The sequence below is a fragment of the Noviherbaspirillum sp. Root189 genome (assembly GCF_001428545.1).
GTDB lineage: Bacteria > Pseudomonadota > Gammaproteobacteria > Burkholderiales > Burkholderiaceae_D > Noviherbaspirillum.
Genome location: NZ_LMHZ01000027.1, coordinates 1 through 15,997 on the forward strand (window position 1 = coordinate 1; position 15,997 = coordinate 15,997).

The 15,997-nt window shown below is 55.5% G+C and carries 17 protein-coding genes; all 17 read right to left on the reverse strand.

Translation table 11 applies throughout. From position 1 onward, the window contains the following. Positions 1–1,436 (reverse strand): aldehyde dehydrogenase family protein (locus ASE07_RS16770; protein WP_057291986.1); only part of this gene is annotated, 1,436 nt, incomplete at its 3' end. A gap of 20 nt (positions 1,437–1,456) precedes the next feature. Next, a complete protein-coding gene (locus tag ASE07_RS16775) occupies positions 1,457–1,888 on the reverse strand; it encodes a GlcG/HbpS family heme-binding protein (protein ID WP_057292049.1) in 432 nt (143 codons plus the stop codon). A gap of 145 nt (positions 1,889–2,033) precedes the next feature. Next, positions 2,034–2,978, reverse strand: a complete 945-nt coding sequence (locus tag ASE07_RS16780) for a catechol 2,3-dioxygenase (protein WP_057291987.1) — start codon at positions 2,976–2,978, stop codon at positions 2,034–2,036. An 86-nt stretch (positions 2,979–3,064) separates the two neighbouring features. Beyond that, positions 3,065–3,457, reverse strand: coding sequence for a 2Fe-2S iron-sulfur cluster-binding protein (locus ASE07_RS16785; protein ID WP_082584209.1), 393 nt, complete (start codon positions 3,455–3,457; stop codon positions 3,065–3,067). Continuing rightward, a complete protein-coding gene (locus ASE07_RS16790; protein WP_082584210.1) occupies positions 3,454–4,692 on the reverse strand; it encodes an NAD(P)/FAD-dependent oxidoreductase in 1,239 nt (412 codons plus the stop codon). The genes ASE07_RS16785 and ASE07_RS16790 overlap by 4 nt, the downstream gene beginning before the upstream one ends. Before the next feature lie 68 nt (positions 4,693–4,760). Beyond that, positions 4,761–5,519, reverse strand: a complete 759-nt coding sequence (locus ASE07_RS16795; protein ID WP_235548500.1) for an ABC transporter ATP-binding protein — start codon at positions 5,517–5,519, stop codon at positions 4,761–4,763. Further along, positions 5,516–6,295 carry an ABC transporter ATP-binding protein gene (locus ASE07_RS16800; protein ID WP_235548501.1) on the reverse strand — a complete coding sequence of 260 codons (780 nt, stop codon included), beginning with the start codon at positions 6,293–6,295 and terminating at the stop codon, positions 5,516–5,518. Before ASE07_RS16800 ends, ASE07_RS16795 begins: the two co-directional genes overlap by 4 nt. 50 nt (positions 6,296–6,345) lie before the next feature. Then, the gene (locus tag ASE07_RS16805) at positions 6,346–7,371 is read right to left on the reverse strand and encodes a branched-chain amino acid ABC transporter permease (RefSeq protein WP_082584211.1); all 1,026 of its coding nucleotides are present in this window, start codon (positions 7,369–7,371) and stop codon (positions 6,346–6,348) included. A 3-nt stretch (positions 7,372–7,374) separates the two neighbouring features. Next, entirely contained in the window at positions 7,375–8,250 is an 876-nt protein-coding gene (locus tag ASE07_RS16810; RefSeq protein WP_057291989.1) for a branched-chain amino acid ABC transporter permease, read from the reverse strand. A 135-nt stretch (positions 8,251–8,385) separates the two neighbouring features. Next, the gene (locus ASE07_RS16815) at positions 8,386–9,564 is read right to left on the reverse strand and encodes an ABC transporter substrate-binding protein (RefSeq protein WP_057291990.1); all 1,179 of its coding nucleotides are present in this window, start codon (positions 9,562–9,564) and stop codon (positions 8,386–8,388) included. An 84-nt stretch (positions 9,565–9,648) separates the two neighbouring features. Then, complete coding sequence (locus tag ASE07_RS16820) at positions 9,649–10,053, reverse strand: non-heme iron oxygenase ferredoxin subunit (RefSeq protein WP_235548502.1); 405 nt, start codon at positions 10,051–10,053, stop codon at positions 9,649–9,651. Then, the gene (gene paaI, locus ASE07_RS16825; RefSeq protein WP_057291991.1) at positions 10,010–10,528 is read right to left on the reverse strand and encodes a hydroxyphenylacetyl-CoA thioesterase PaaI; all 519 of its coding nucleotides are present in this window, start codon (positions 10,526–10,528) and stop codon (positions 10,010–10,012) included. The genes ASE07_RS16820 and paaI overlap by 44 nt, the downstream gene beginning before the upstream one ends. Continuing rightward, entirely contained in the window at positions 10,525–12,105 is a 1,581-nt protein-coding gene (locus tag ASE07_RS16830; protein ID WP_057291992.1) for a class I adenylate-forming enzyme family protein, read from the reverse strand. The genes paaI and ASE07_RS16830 overlap by 4 nt, the downstream gene beginning before the upstream one ends. 41 nt (positions 12,106–12,146) lie before the next feature. Beyond that, a complete protein-coding gene (locus ASE07_RS16835) occupies positions 12,147–12,518 on the reverse strand; it encodes a Zn-ribbon domain-containing OB-fold protein (RefSeq protein WP_057291993.1) in 372 nt (123 codons plus the stop codon). A 13-nt stretch (positions 12,519–12,531) separates the two neighbouring features. Then, positions 12,532–13,707: a thiolase family protein gene (locus ASE07_RS16840; RefSeq protein WP_057291994.1), complete on the reverse strand. Its 1,176-nt coding sequence runs from the start codon at positions 13,705–13,707 to the stop codon at positions 12,532–12,534. A gap of 17 nt (positions 13,708–13,724) precedes the next feature. Then, positions 13,725–14,270: an aromatic-ring-hydroxylating dioxygenase subunit beta gene (locus ASE07_RS16845; RefSeq protein WP_200960957.1), complete on the reverse strand. Its 546-nt coding sequence runs from the start codon at positions 14,268–14,270 to the stop codon at positions 13,725–13,727. 62 nt (positions 14,271–14,332) lie between these two features. Next, positions 14,333–15,655, reverse strand: coding sequence for an aromatic ring-hydroxylating oxygenase subunit alpha (locus ASE07_RS16850; RefSeq protein WP_057291996.1), 1,323 nt, complete (start codon positions 15,653–15,655; stop codon positions 14,333–14,335). Between the last annotated feature and the right edge of the window lie 342 nt (positions 15,656–15,997).

A 15,997-nucleotide genomic window follows, 5' to 3' on the forward strand; every position in this document is an offset into this window, starting at 1 on the left:
CGCAAGTCGCGCAGGAACCAGGAATTGACCCATACAATGCCAGCCTCGATCGCTGCTGCGACCCGGTGGCCACGCTGCAGCTTCGAGGTCCAGATGGCACAAGCCAGGCCATAGGGATTGTCATTGGCGCGGCGGATCACCTCTTCCTCGGTGTCGAACGGTGCGATATGACAGCATGGGCCGAAAATCTCATCACGCACGACCGCGGCCGTGTCTGGCAGCCCGGTCCAAATAGTCGGCTGCACCCAGGAGCCGCCCTTGAGAGCATCGGGCATTTCCGGGATGCCGCCGCCGGTCACCACTGTGGCGCCTTCTTCCGCTGCCTTTTGATAATAGGACAGTACCTTGTTACGGTGTTCCTGCGAAATCAGTGGCCCCATGCCGCTTTCCGGATCGGTTGGCGCGCCGGGCTTCATTTTTTCAACCGCACTCTTCAGCCGGGTGACGAATTCCTCGAAGACCGGGCGCTCGACATAGATTCGTTCGGTGCCCAGGCATACCTGTCCGCAGTTGGCAAAAGTCGAGCGAATCGTGCCGGCAATCGCTTCATCCATGTCGCAATCGGCAAACACGATTGCCGCATTTTTACCTCCCATTTCGAGTGAGATGGGACGCGCGCCATCGGCAGCCGCCTTCATGATTGCGGCGCCAGTGCGAGTCTCGCCGGTAAATGTAATTGCAGCCACCTGCGGATGGGTGGTTAGAAATTCACCGGCAGCATCCGGGCCAAACCCCTGCACGACATTGAAAACTCCTTTGGGGATGCCGACCTTGTTCATCACTTCGCCCAGCAATGCGGCTGCATCCGGGCCAAACCCCTGCACGACATTGAAAACTCCTTTGGGGATGCCGACCTTGTTCATCACTTCGCCCAGCAATGCGGCTGCCTGCGGCGTCTCTTCCGACGGCTTCACCACCACCGTGTTGCCACACGCCATGGCCGGGCCCAACTTCCATGTCATCAGTAAAAATGGCAGGTTCCAGGGGCAGACCACCGCCACCACGCCGACCGGGCGGCGTAACGAGTAATTCAGTGCGCCGCGCCCATCCGGCGTGGCCATTTCGAAAAATTCGTTCGGCACATTCTTGACGATGTCGGCAAATACCTTGAAGTTTGCAGCGCCACGCGGCACATCCACATGGCGCACGAATTGCTCCGGCTGCCCCATGTCGGTTATTTCAGCCTCGACAAAATCGTCGAAGCGCCGGCTGATTTCATCGGCCACCGCGTAGAGCAGTTCGGAGCGCTCGGCAACCCCAACCTTGCTCCATGGACCATGCAAGGCTTCGCGCGCCGCACGCACCGCAGCATCGACTTCGGCACGGCCGGCCTCGGCGACGCGGGCGATCAATTGCCCGTCATACGGTGCGCGCTTGTCGAACCAGTTGCCGGTACTGACATACTCGCCATTGATAAAATTGAGGATTTCTTTCATTGCTGTTCCTTAAATGTGCGCTATTGCTGCAATCCGATTGCGGCCAAACCGGCCTTTGCGCACTGTTCATCTTGCTGCTCGGAGCCGCCTGACACGCCAATACCGCCGATCAGCTCGCTGCCACATCGGATCGGCAACCCGCCGCCGAACATTACAAAGCGCGGACGCAGCGGCAAGCCTTGCCTGACCGCTTCCGAATGCGTCTTGAGCACGTCGGTCCATTGGCTGGTCGCCAGACCAAAACTGACCGCGGTGTAGGCCTTGTCTTCACTGATGTCAATCGAGTGCAGCGGCGCGCCATGCATGCGAAGAACGGCTAATGGGACACCCCCGGCGTCGACCACCGATACGTTGATTCTGACACCCAGCTCCAGCGCCTGGCGCACCGCAGCCTGGACGGCGAGATGCGCCGCCTCCCAAGTCAGCCGGGGTACGCCAGGTTCATGATTCATTTTTTCTCCAGCCCATTCATGACGACCCATATTGTTTACGCCCATATTGGCAACCGACACAAACATGCCGCGTCTCGGCCGTGCACTGCTGCACCGAACGGCTGCCGCTGCGGCAGGAAGGTCACAGCATTTCGATCGCCTGCGATCAGGTGTATACGGTCGTAAAACTTTCGTCCAGGACGCCGGTGTGATAGAAGATGCTGCGGGCGGCCTGGTCCTCGGTCCACGTAATGATTGGCTTATCTCGCTGTGCCTGGTAACCCAATCCAGCGAAGGTTTCATTGCGATTGCCCGACGGGTCAAAGAAATAGATGGTCTCGCCGCGTGTAACACCGTGCCGGGTTGGCGGCACGTCGATGCGAGTGCGGTTTTTTGCCATCACGTCGCCTGCCTTTAGAATGTCGTGCCACGAATCGAGGAAGAATGACAAATGATGCATGCCCGGCCGGTCGCCGCCGACAAACGCGATGTCATGCGGCTTGCTGGAACACGACAAAAACGACGCCAGTTGGATTGCACCGCCCGGACCGACGACGATTTGTTCAGTCTGAAAAAATCCGAGCACTTCGATGAAGAAGCGGGTATTGTCAGCCACCTTGTTGATGCCTTTTTCAGGATTCATTTCACACATCAGCAAGGCATGATCCAGCCAATGGGCGCCGGCGCCGCGCAGATCGTCTGGCCATGGGTCCGGGTTGGTGGAACCGACATCGGTGCCGACGCATTCCTTAGAGGCGTATAGGCGCATATCATGGCCGCTGGGCAGATTAAACCGGAGCATGCGTCCAACGAAAGGCAATGTATCCTCTGGCAGCATTTCTGTTTGGATACCATGCGCTTCAATCTTCTTTTGCAGTGCATCCAAGTCCTGCTCATTATTGACCTTGTAGGCGATATGGTTCATGCCGGCCTGGTCCGACAGCGTCAGAATCACAGAGTATTTGTTCCATTCGTCCCAGCACTTCAGATAGACATTGCCTTGTTCATCCCGGTGCGTGATTTTCATACCTACAACATTCTGGTAATGCTTGAGTGCCGCTTCCATGTCCATTACGCGAATGTTGACGTGGCCTATTCTCATTACAGTCATTTCAGTCTCCTTGTTACTTCATTTTTCACTACCACGAAAATCTCGGCGTGCCCCGGGTAGCGGTGAACAAACCGGCGTAACTTCTTTCAGGTCACGATCGCGCCCCAAGGGGTGCGGGTGACCGCCTTCTTCAACTTACCAACCACTGCAACTTCGACCGCTTCGAGTGGTGAAACCCGGCACGCCAGCACGACGCCCTGGGCTTCCTCCTGCTCGCTGACGTGTGCGCGGCTCATGGCACCAGTTTTATTGATGGCACCACTCCGAATGGTAATCTTGCAGACGCCACAGCCACCGTTTAGGCACCCAACCGGGATGCCTTTCTTGCCAAGACGGGCCATGCCCTGCAACAAGGTTTCATGCTCGCCGCATAGGTAGACTGCATCGCAGTCGACAATGCGCACCGGGTGCGTCACTGCCGCTGTTTGGCCCGACTGCGAGGCAGATGCCGTCTGGTCTTGCAGGCCACTTTTGATCATGCTACCACCCACTTTTTCAACGCGACGCCGGTATCGGCCAGACGCTCCATATCGACCACATGACGGCTCGTGATCAAGCGCTCAATGGGACGCCGGTCCCGGCCGGCGTTAATCAAGACGGCTCCAATCACGCGCTTATCTAATACTTCGATCAGGCTCCAGCCAGGTCCACCGACCTCGCCACGCAAGACTTTCTCCGCACGCGGATCCGACCAGCCGAGAAATTGAATATTGAGGTGATATTGATCGCTCCATACCCAAGGCACGCTGGCATTGACAGCTAGTTCCCCGCAGATGGTTGCGGCGGCGATTTCTCCGGTCTGCCGTGCGCTCTCCCAATGCTCGAGCCTGACATGGCGGGCAATCAAGGGATTGAAGCTTTTGGCTACGTCCCCGATGGCGAATATTCGTGGATCGGAACTGCAGCAATGCTGGTCGACGACGATGCCGTTATCGCAGGCCAGGCCTGCTTCGCGTGCCAATACATCGTTGGGAATGACACCAATGCCAACCAAAACGGCATCGGCAGCCAGCGCCTCACCGGACGCCAGATGCACTGCAATTGATCCCGGCTGTTCGATCACGTCGAGAACTTGCGTACCGAACCGGAATTCGACGCCATTTTCCTGGTGTACCTGTTGCACAAATGCCGATACTTCCGGCGGCGCGGCACGCTCGATCACGCGCGGCCCCGCTTCCAGTACCGTGACCCTGCAGCCCAGGCGGCGCGCTGAGGCGGCAACTTCCAGGCCAATAAAACCGGCACCGACCACCAGCACATGGCGGTCATGCGCAAGATGCTCGCGCAAGGCCATGGCATCGCCCAGTTCGCGCAAATGGAACAGACGGGTCAAAGGAGCGCTCCCAGGGGGCACCGGCAAATGGCGCGGCCGTGCGCCAGTGGCGAAAATCAAATGGCTGTAATTGAGCGGCTGTCCGTCCTCTAGACGCAAGGTGTGGGCTTCACGATCAATGCCGCAGACTCTTGATCCCGATTTGATGGCAATCCGCTGTTCTTCATAATATTCTGCGTTGTGCAGGGTGATATCCGCTACTGAACGGTCGCCGCAAAGCAGCTCTTTGGACAGGGGCGGACGGTCATATGGCAGCGGCAGCTCTTCATTGATCAATGTGATGGGCCGGTCAAAACCGCGTCGGCGCAGCCCGGTTGCCGCACTGACGCCAGCCAGGCCGGCGCCGACTATCACCACTCCGACATTCATATCGTCGATCATGACTGTTTCTTTCCCTGATCAATCAGGCGTTGTAGTTTCATGGTGCGCCCATGTTTCTCGTTACGGGCTCACATACCCAGGTAGGCTTGACGCACCTGTTCGTTGTGCATCAATTCGTCGCCCTTCCCACTCAACACGATCCGGCCGGTTTCCATGACATACGCCCAATCCGCCAGCGGCAATGCCTCATAGGCGTTTTGCTCCACCAGCAAGATGGTCACGCCTTGTTGGCGCAGCTTGGCAATAATCGCAAACACTTCCTCCACCATCAAAGGCGCCAAGCCCATGGATGGTTCGTCGAGCAGCAGCAAACGTGGATGGCTCATAAGAGCGCGTGCAATCGCCAGCATTTGTTGCTGCCCACCTGATAACAATCCAGCCATTTGATGCCGCTTGGTTTTGAGGATCGGGAAAAGCGCGTACATCTTTTCCAGGTCTTCCGCGACGGTCGTTTTCGGTTGCAGGTAACCACCAGTACAAATGTTTTCCTCGACACTGAAATCGCCAAAGATCTGCCGCCCTTCGGGACAGTGCGCGATGCCCATGCCAACCCGCTTGTAAGCAGGCACACGTCTCAAGTCCTGGCCATTAAACGCCAGCGTGCCGGCGCCGCTGGACTGCAGGCCAGAGATCGTCTTAAGCAAGGTAGACTTGCCGGCACCATTGCTGCCGACTAAGGCGACCAGGCTACCGGCCATGATTTCAATCGTGACTTGATGCAGGCACTGAATGCTGCCGTAATAGGTATCTACTTCGTGCAGGCTCAGTAACGGTTGCGCTACTGCATGACCGCGTTCTGAGCGATTCATCTCGAATACCTTTGTCATGGCGTTACCTCCGCCTTTTCTTGTTTGCCATGAGCGCCGAGATAGGCGGCGATCACGTCCGGGTTTTGTGCCACCGTTTCGGGCGAACCCTCAGCAATCTTTTGGCCATAGTTCATGACTACAATGTTGTCTGACACACCCATAACCAGCTTCATATCGTGCTCGACCAGCACTACCGTCACGGATTGCTCGGCCAGGCGTTCAATCAGTTTTTTGATTTCCATGGTTTCTTGCGGGTTGAGCCCGGCCGCTGGCTCATCGAGCAATAGCAGTTGCGGATCACAGGCGAGCGCACGCGCAATTTCTAAGCGCTTTAATGCACCATAGGACAAGGCATCGGGGCGCAGCGCCGCATCGACACGCAAACCAACGAATTCCAGCAGCTCGCGTGCCAGCGTGTGCGCCTCCTCTTCGTTTTTTTGCATTGACGGCAGGCGTAAAATACCTGCGAGAAAACCCGTTTGTAAATGGAGATGCCGTCCAAGCAATACGTTTTCTTGCACCGACATGTTGAAACACACTTTGAGGTTTTGAAAGGTCCGGCTGACGCCGCAGGCGGCAAGTTGGTGCGGTTCCAGCGCGCTCATGTCGCTGCCGTGTAACAGAACGTGACCGGTGGTGGGCTTGTATATCCCGGTCAATATATTTAACAGTGTGGTCTTGCCTGCGCCATTGGGCCCAATGATCGAATGCACCTGGCCGCGCTGCAACTTGAACGATATGTCGTTGAGCACCGGTGGCCCACCAAATTTCTTCCCCAAACCGTCGACCTGCACGATCGAGGCAGTGTGATGCTGCTGCGCAGCCTTCTTGCCAGAGACGAGGATCATTTCTGCCCCCTGTTCTTGATGCGGTTGAGAAGATGGTGCAAGGTTGGCACCAAGCCCTTGGGCATGAATAAAATGGTGAACAGCAAGATGCAGCCGATTATCAGTATTTCATAATGCTCCATGCTTGCCAGCGCATGTGGCAGCAGCGTGACGATTCCTGCGCCGACTACCGCGCCGGGCACCGATCCAATACCGCCGACCACCACCATCATCACGTATTCGACCGAACGCACAAACGAGGCGGCCGCCGGCGTGATGAAGCCGGAATAGTGGCCATACAACGCGCCCATCAGGCCGACCAATGCGCAAGAGAATACGAATACCTTGACCTTATAGGCTTGGGTATCGATGCCGGAAGTCTTGGCAGCGATTTCGGCGTCGTGCAGCGACCGCAGGGCACGGCCGGCCGGCGAGCGCAGCAGGTTTTTGGCAGCGATGATGACCGCAACCAGCACCACCAGGAAAATCCAGTACCAGCCGGACTCTCCCGGCGAAATGCCGAACATCTGTAGCGCGTCGACCGGCATGCCATCCGGTCCGCCGCTCAACTGCTGTTCATTGCGTAACACGATGCTGAGCAGCAGTCCCACGCCAAGCGTAGCTACTGCCAGGTAATAACCGCTCAGACGCATGAACAGTCGGGCGATGGCCCAACCGAACACGCTGACTCCAACGACCGCCAGTGGCACCGTCAGGTACACCGGCAACCCGAGCTTGGTGGCTAGGTTGGCCGAGACATACGCACCCAGTGCGTAGAAAGCGGCATGGCCGAGGCTTAGCTGGCCCGTGGTACCAAGCAGCAAGGTGAGCGAAATTGCCACGACGGCATTGATTAATACCGAGTTGGCAATCGCGATGTAAAACGGATTCGGCACTACGACTGGCAGCAATGCCGCAAGTGCAACGAAGACTGCCAGCACGATCATCCAGCGGCGGCTGTTCTGGCGGATGCCGCCGGCTGCAACCATCTGTGCCGGCGCAGCCTTGGGGGTATCGTTGGCTTTGAGTTTGAGGTTGTTCATCGCTTACACGCGCTCCAGATGAGGGCGGCCGAAGAAGCCGTTGGGCCGAACCAGAAATACCAGCACCACGATCAGGAAGGGTACGGCGTCCTTGTATTGCGAAGAGATGTAACCGGCTGTCAGTGCTTCCGCCAGACCGAGCAAGAGGCCGCCGACGACCGCCCCTGGCACGCTGCCCATGCCGCCTACGATGGCAGCGATAATTGCCTTGAGTCCTACCATCATGCCGGCGTCGTACGAGGTATAGGTGATTGGGCCGGTGACAACGCCGGCCACCGAACCAAGAAAGCCGGCAATGACGAACGCCAGCAATAAAATAAAGCGAACGTTAATGCCCATTAATTGGGCCGTTTCGGCATTGGATGCCGCCGCAAGAAAAGCGCGGCCGACGCGGCTATAGCGAAAAAACCAGCCCAATGCCAGCAAGACTATCGTCGTCACGGCTATGACCCATAGCGTTTGCGGCAAAATCGTCCCGCCCAGAAAACGAAGTGGCTCGGCGCTGGTGAACGGTGGCAGAGAACGGGTCGCCGTGCCCCAGAATGCCTGCACGAAGCCACGCAGGATCATGCCAAATGCCACCGTCAATATGATCACAGTCAGCACGCCAGACTTATTCAAGGTGTGCACCGCCAATTTTTGCAGAACGACGCTGGTTACTAGTGCGACCAGCACCGCACACATTATCGCGGCGGAATATGGCATGCCGATTCCGAGCAGTACTGCAGTCATCATGCCGCCCAGCATAATCGACTCGCCCTGGGCAAAATTGATAGCACCACTGGCGTTGTAAATCAGCGTAAAGCCAAGCGCTGCCAGCGCATAACGCGATCCTTCAGTGATGCCGGATGAGAGAAATTGAACTAATGCTGCGTCCATATGGATATTCCTTGGCTGTTACCGCTTGACGAGAGCTTGTATCGAAATTCAGTCATTGTCACGTTCGGACCGTTAGACTTAACACAGTGCTCCGCTCCAGTTCTGTCGCCGAGCACTGCGTGTTACGCGCATTAATTACTGTAGCAACACCCACTTGCCATTCTTGACACGTACAACCTTCAAGGAATCCGCAGTCAGACCGACGTGGTCGGTAGGCGACATACGGAAGGCGCCCGTTACTCCGGTGTAGGCATCATTTTTTTCAATACCATCACGGATTTTTTGTGGATCGACAGAGCCGCTCTTTTCCACGGCACTCTTGATCAACATCAGCGCGTCATAAGCATTGCCCCCAAAAAAAGAAGGGGCTTCGCCGAATTTTTCCTTGTATGCCTTAACATAGCCCTGGACCACCGGGCGCTGCGGATCGTTGGGTGCCAACTGGTCCGACACCAGAATTGCTCCATTGGTCATGATCATGTCTTCGGCTGCCGGCCCGGCCAACTTAATGAAACTGTCGGAGGCCAACGCATGCGTGCCGTAATGTGGAAGATCTATGCCGAGCTGTTTATAGCCACGCGCGACCATCACTGCTGGCTCACCGAAGCCGAGGTTCAATATGGCCTGGATACCTTTCTCTTGGCGCAGTTTGGTCAGTTGCGCCGTCATGTCGGTATCTTTAGGATTAAATGATTCTTCGCGCAGAATCTTGATACCTTTTTCAGGGGCGAGCTTTTGTGCTGCATCCAGCGCCGCGTGCCCGAACGCGTCGGTGCCGGCAATGATGCCGATGTTCTTGATTCCCTGCGCCAGCATGTGGTCATATATCTTCCTGACGGCCTCCATGTCGGTGTGGTTCATCTTGAACACGAACTTTTTGACCGGGTCGATAATCACCGAGCCACCTGCCAAAGACAGCAGCGGGATGCCGGCGCGCTCGGCCAGTGGCACAACCGACATGGTGGTGCCCGTAGTCGATCCCCCGATAATGGCATGCACCTGGTCATTGTTGATCAACCGCTTTGCAAAGGTATTGGCGCGCGCAGCATCGGTCTCGTCATCATAGGCATATAACTCGACCTTGCGGCCGTCAACGCCGCCTGATTTGTTAAGCGTATCGACATATAGCTGCAGTGTTTTCATCTCGCCCGAACCCAAATAGGATGCGGGGCCAGTTGCAGATAAAAACGCTCCGATCTTGAGCGGGGGCTTACCCTGCGCTGCGGCCGGCGCACTGGCCATCAGTGGAACTGCAAACATTACCGGTAGTACGGCTGTCAACAGTTTTTTGGTGATTTTCGTAATTTGTTCCACTTCAGTCTCCTTTAGTTTGCTGCATCAAACAACAAATTTGTTCCCCTGTATTAAGCAAGCGGTAAAACTTTTATTCTTGTCGGATCATTGCGCGTCCGACTTTTGACGAGGGCAGACCGACTGCCCAGCGTTATCACCTTGGTCCAGCCGTACAAAAATACGGTCGTTTTCAATTACGATCGGGTACATTGCGACCGGTTTGGTACACGGCAACGCCGTCGCTTCGCCGGTACGAATATCGAAGGTACCACTATGGAAAGGACACTCCACCTGGCCGTCCTCGATATCGCCTTCGGATAAGGAGGCAGCGCCGTGCGTACAGGTATCGTCAATGGCAAAGAACTCGTCGCCAAGACGAAATACTGCGATCGGCGGGCGACCCGCGACATCGACGCGGGTACCGCACTCGGGCTTGACGTCGTCGGTATGCAGCAGAAATGTCAACTCAGCTTGGTTCGCCACGCCCGCCTCCGCCAGTTTCATTTTCATTAAGGAGCGCCTGGCCAAGGTTGTAGTAGCGTCCATGCAGTTCGGCGATCTGGCACCCTTCCTGATCGATCACGCGCACCAGCGTCGTACCGGTGGTCTTGCCGGCATACGTTACTTCCGAATGCGCGTACAGTCGGTCGCCCCGTTTGGCTGGTCGCACGTAATCAATATGGCAATTCAGCGCCACCGCCACGTTGTTGCGTGTGCTGGCTGCATACGCAAAGGCAGTGTCGGCCAGCGTAAAAATATAGCCGCCGTGGCATATGTCATAGGCATTGAGCATGGCTTCGGCAACTGTCATCGACAGTACGATGCGACCAGGCCCGCTCGATTCGATTGCGATTCCCAGCCCGTCCGACACCCGGTCATTCGATCGCATCTTGGCGATACAGCGCTCGGCAATTTCCACTGCGCCCTTGGATTGATCGCCTGCATATGCGGCTTGGCCTGCCTTATCCGTTGTGTTCGACTTCACTCGATCTCCGTATTCCATGGCACTAAGCCTTTTTCGTTACTTAACCACTTTCTAATTTCCGCTTTCTTGACCTTGGCATTAGCGGTCTTGGGCAACTCATCGACGAACACTACATGCTTGGGTGTCTCTTGCTTGCTTAACTTGCCGTGGCAAAAACCGATGATATCTTCCACGCTGGTGTTCTTGTGCGTCGGCTTTCTGTTGATAACCGCGACCACGGCCTCGCCCCATTCCGGATGCGGAACGCCAACCACAGCCACTTCCAAAACCGCCGGGTGCTCGACGATTACCGCCTCGACAGTGGTGGGAAAAACATTCACGGCACCGGTGATAATCATGAACTTTTGCCGATCCAGCAGATACATGTAGCCACGTTCATCCATGCGGCCGATATCGTTGGTGCGTAGCCAGCCATCCTTTAACGCTTCGGCCGTCTCCTTCGGCAGATTCATGTACCCCTTCATGAGGGTTGTGCCGCGCAACCAGATTTCGCCCTTGGTATTTGGCGGCAGCGGCCGGCCTTCGTCGTCGCGAATCGAGCAGTCGAAATGAATGCCGACACGACCGACCGATCTCAGCAATTCGGGCTCGGATTCGAGTGCCAGCTTGTGATCGGCTTCCGTCAAATATGTGACCCAGCCACCGGTCGATTCGGTCAATGCATAGGTCTGAATCATTTCGACCTTGAATGCTTCCCGAGCGTCTCGGATCAGCTTTGGGGTCGCAGGCGAGGAGCCGTACATCAGCAGCCGTAGAGAGGACAGATCATATTTGGCGTTTTGTTGTTCGGCAATAGCCCGTTGCACCATGGTCGGCACAAGCAATCCGACGGTTACGCGGAAGCGCTCGACATCTCTCAAAAAGGCATCAATTTTGAACGAGCCGTCGGGGATGATCGTGGTCATGGCGTTGCCAAGTCCATAACAATTCATGATGATCACTACCCAAGCGGATGCAGCTGGCATATACCAGACGTCATCGGGAGCGAAGCCAAATGAAATCAAGGAATGAATCACGCAGTCAGCGCCGCCTTGCTGTGTCAGCATTACGCCTTTCGGTACACCTGTGGTGCCGGAGGTATAGCTGCAAAACAGCAAGTCGTCAGGTGCGAGTGCTGGCCACTCCGGTGCACCGCTTGCTTCGCTTAACAGCGTCTCATAATCAAGCGGAAAGTCATGCTCTCCGTTATAGCCGACTACGGTAATGCCAATTTCCTCGAGTTCACTGCGATGGTCGGCGGCCATGGTTTTCAGGCGAGCGTCGACCAACAGCACGCGTGTTTTGCTGTCTTTCAAAACGTGCAGTACTTCCGGCCAGGCGTATTGCGTATTGATACCGACCCGCATTGCGCCGATTTTCATGCATGCGTAGAAATGCTCGTAGACTTCGATTGATTCAAGCGACATGATCGAGACGGTTGTGCCCTTGCCATGGCCCATTTTTTGTAGGGCGCGGGCAAATCGATCTGAGCGCTCGTCCATCTGTTTCCAGGTGGCGGTACGGTTGCCGCAGTAGTACGCGACTTTCGTGGGATAATTGTTGGCGCAACGTTTGATCATCTCGCGTAGATACAGCATGATTTTCTCGTCTCCTAATATTTGTGATTTTCTGCGGCTTACTAAGTCATCGGGTGGAAGATCAGTCCTTTCGAATCAAATCGCGCACTGACTGCCATCCCTACTTCTGGCTCGTCATCGCCCGCATGCGCCAAGCGCGCCAGTAGTTGCGGACCTTCTGCCAATTCCACCAGGGCGACCGTATAGGGGACCGGAAAGTCTTCGGCATATTGGCGATGGAATTCGACATACGATATCACCGTACCAGTACCTTTTGCGGGCTGCCATTGCACCGTGGAGCCTGCCGCCTTGCGCCAGCTGCGTGCATGCAAGCCGAGCGCCTTGCCGGTTTTCGTATCCACGGGAATGCGCAATTCGTTATTGCCGACAAAGGCCAGGAACTCTTTATCGTATTCGTCGTATAGGGTTTGCATGGGACAGGTTCCTTCAATTTAGCGCTGCGTGCGGGCTAAGCAGAACACAGGCGTGATAGTCGAGGCAGCCACCCGAACCCGTCACCAATAGCAGATCATTGTTTACCACTTGGCGCTCGCCACCCGTGCCCCGGACCTGGATCACGCCTTCGGAAAGAGGTGTTACGCCCTGCAAATAAAATCCGGATAAGTGCCCGCCACCTGTGTTGACGGGCAATTTCCCTCCGGGCGCCGTGTGGCCATCCGCCACGTATGCAGCCGCCTCGCCCGGCTTGCAAAGACCGTACTCTTCCAGCGCTAGAATGCCGACGTAAGAAAACGCGTCGTAAAACTCGCAGGCAGTCACGTCTGCTGCGGTAACGCCGGCGTTTTTGTACGCTATCTTCGCTGCCTGTGGAGCTCCGGTGCCGATTTCGTCGCCGTCACCGCGCAGACCACTGCGGCCACGATGACCCTGTCCCATTCCGTGAATGTAAACCGGTGCGTGTGGCCCGTTTTCGGCGCGCTTCGCACTGGTTACAACGAGCGCAATTGCGCCATTCACGGGGTAGCAGCAATCAAGCATGCGAAACGGCGCGACTACCATTGGTGAAGCGAGGTAATCTTCGATACTAAGAGGCGTCCTTAAAAAGGCTTGAGGGTTTAAAGCGGCCCATTCGCGGCAGCTCACCGCATACGCGCCCAACTGACGTTCAGTCGTGCCGTTGCGTGCCATGTGTTGGCGGGCTGCCAGTGCATAGGCCGCCGACGCCCCTAAAAAGCCCTGCTGACGCTCCCAGCCTTCCACACCGGTTAACGGCATCGCAATGGCGAAAGTGTTGCCGCCGCCGCTTGCCTTAACAGGTGTGTCGGAGAAAACACAGACCACCGTTTTGGCCATGCCCTGACGGATCGCCATTGCTGCGTACTGGACCATTTGTACGGCCGAAGAGCCTTCGGAATCGATTGCCGCTAGCAAGCCAAGATTGCGTAATTGCAGATCGTTCTGCAAGCGGAGCGGCACTTCGTCGGGGTCTGCCACTGGGCTGCGATTGATCAGCAGACCGTCAATTTCGCTCTTTTTTAAGCCTGCGTCTGTGATCGCAGCGTCTACTGCGGCAGCTGCTAGCTCCCGTGAGGTACCGATTGGCTTACGCGAAAGCTCGCTGAAACCGAGACCGGCAATAGCAGCAATAGGTTTGTGTTTCATGCGCTCGGCGGAATAGGTTAAATAATGAAAGCCAGGCTCGGGATGGCTTCATCGCCATGCACAAGCGTCACTTTTTTAAAGTACATCTTGAGTTCATTGTTTTTCCAGCGCAGGTGGTGCTCAGTCCGCCCGGGCCAGACTTCGACAGTGCGCGTGGAGGACATGCGCAATTCATAGAGGACGAAGTTAGAGAACACTTGGTATTCGCCGTCGCCTTTGCGCTCGACCTCGATGTTCGATACAACGCGCCGCATTCTGGACACGGGCAATTGGGAATGGCGTTCGCCGGTATTGAGCTGGGCGATCCGAGTACGCAGGCGTGAGCGGTTATCGGCGGTGATCGAAAGATGTTTGTTCATGTCAAAATCCCCCTCGCCGCGCGGGACCCAATAAATCATATCGTCGTCGACTAACGCCTCCCACTCTGCGTAACGCGACTCATCCGCAAGCCGTGCGTCGCGATAGATGAATGCGCTAATGGCGAGATATTCCTCGGGACTGATGGCGGTGACGTTCGGGGCCACCGGTTGTGGATTTTTTAACGGTGCTGCGGTGCTCATCATTTATCTCCGAAATATTCTCGTGGTTGTCTTTTGCGCTGCGTTAATGCGATTGGCCTGCGAGTTCAATGCGAACAAGAGGGTTCTTCTGTTTCCTTTTGCTGTACCGGCAATTCTTTTTGCATCACCTTCTTGTAATGGCGCCAAAATCCGCGGTTGGTACATTCGTCAGTGACGTGGCCGGTGATGATGCCTTCGGCATCAACCACGTCGCGATTCATGCCGCGTGAAACGTCGAGCCAGCCTGCCTGGTCACGCATTGCCAGCTGTTGCCGCTCCGAGATCACGCTGTCATCCGCCAGCAGAAAGGCTGAAGGCCCAAGGGCTGCTTCTGACTGGCGCAAGATTCGCTGGTTAACTTCGTCAGGCACACCTTCCAAAAGCATTGGCGTGTGCCACTGGATGCACTGGTGCGCATTGACCGGTTCGAAAATGACGATATTCATTTCGCCGAGGAATAGATTCGGGAAAATTGCAGCATGGGGCGGGCCGTCTCTCAAAATCCGATCGCCTTTTTCCTCTCCATAGCTGTTCTTGAGCTGTTGCGCATATTCTGGATAGCGGTCTCCCTTGACGCCGAGCCATTCGAAATATTCCTTGTACGATGGCGAGAAAAACAGCTCGGTATGGCCGTTGCCCCAATCCTTGGTTTCCGAAACCAGGCTTTCCTCGGTGGCGATTGCAGCAGCGTTATAGTGGGAATCGATGACGCGGGCAAAAGACGAATGCACGTAGTTCACGTGATAGCCGTCGGTATCATTTTCGGGAAGCATTTTCCAGTTAGCGTCGAACCGCTGCTTAACCCATCCGGCAGTGAGTTTGATCCTGCCGACCGGTGACATATCACAAGCACGATCAATCAATACTTTGGCCTTGCCGAGGTGGTCGGCGAGCGGGCCGACCGCTTCGTTAAACGTGGCAAATACGAATCCGCGATACTCTTCAGTGCGCAACGCGTTCAGGCCGATGCCTTCCTTTGATTTAGGAAAGCCACCGGGATACGGCACGTCCAGCAATTTTCCGTCTAAGCCATATACCCAGCCGTGGTAGGCACAGGTTAGGTATTTGGTTTTTCCGCTCTTGTTTATGCACATCAGATTGCCGCGATGAGCACAACGGTTAGAAAGCACGGCGATCGAGTTATCTTTCTGACGCACCATGATGACTTCTTCGCGGCCGATAGTACGGCGCTGATATTCGCCCGCCGCCGGGATTTCCGAGTCATGCCCGACAAAGACCCAACCGCCATAGAAAATCTGTCGCATTTCCTGCTCGAACAAGTCTGTATTCGTGTAGAGGCTACCGTGAACACGCTCTTCCTGAATCAGGTAATCGAGATCGATCGTTGATTTCGCCGGAAAGATTTTCACTGTTTTTTGATGCGCCATGCCATGCACTCCTGTTGATGGGGAAAACTTGGCATGTATCGCTCTCGTAACATACCAAGTGATTGGTATGTAGAATACATAAGCCCTTTTAGTTAAGTCAAGAAAATTTTTTTATTTTTTGTTCATGGACAGATTAATCAAAATCAATGATTTAAGATTGCGTTTAGGGCATGCGAAAAAAATACCGCTGTTTTCGCTTTTACAATGGAAGGCAAGCAACTTTGATGTTTCTTAAATTCTCATTTAAGAAACATTTGGCGAAGTACTTCAGTGAATCTAGCAGGGATAAGCTTGGGTAGACCCATTCATCATTATCTGGTGGCACAAAACGAATTGACGCGA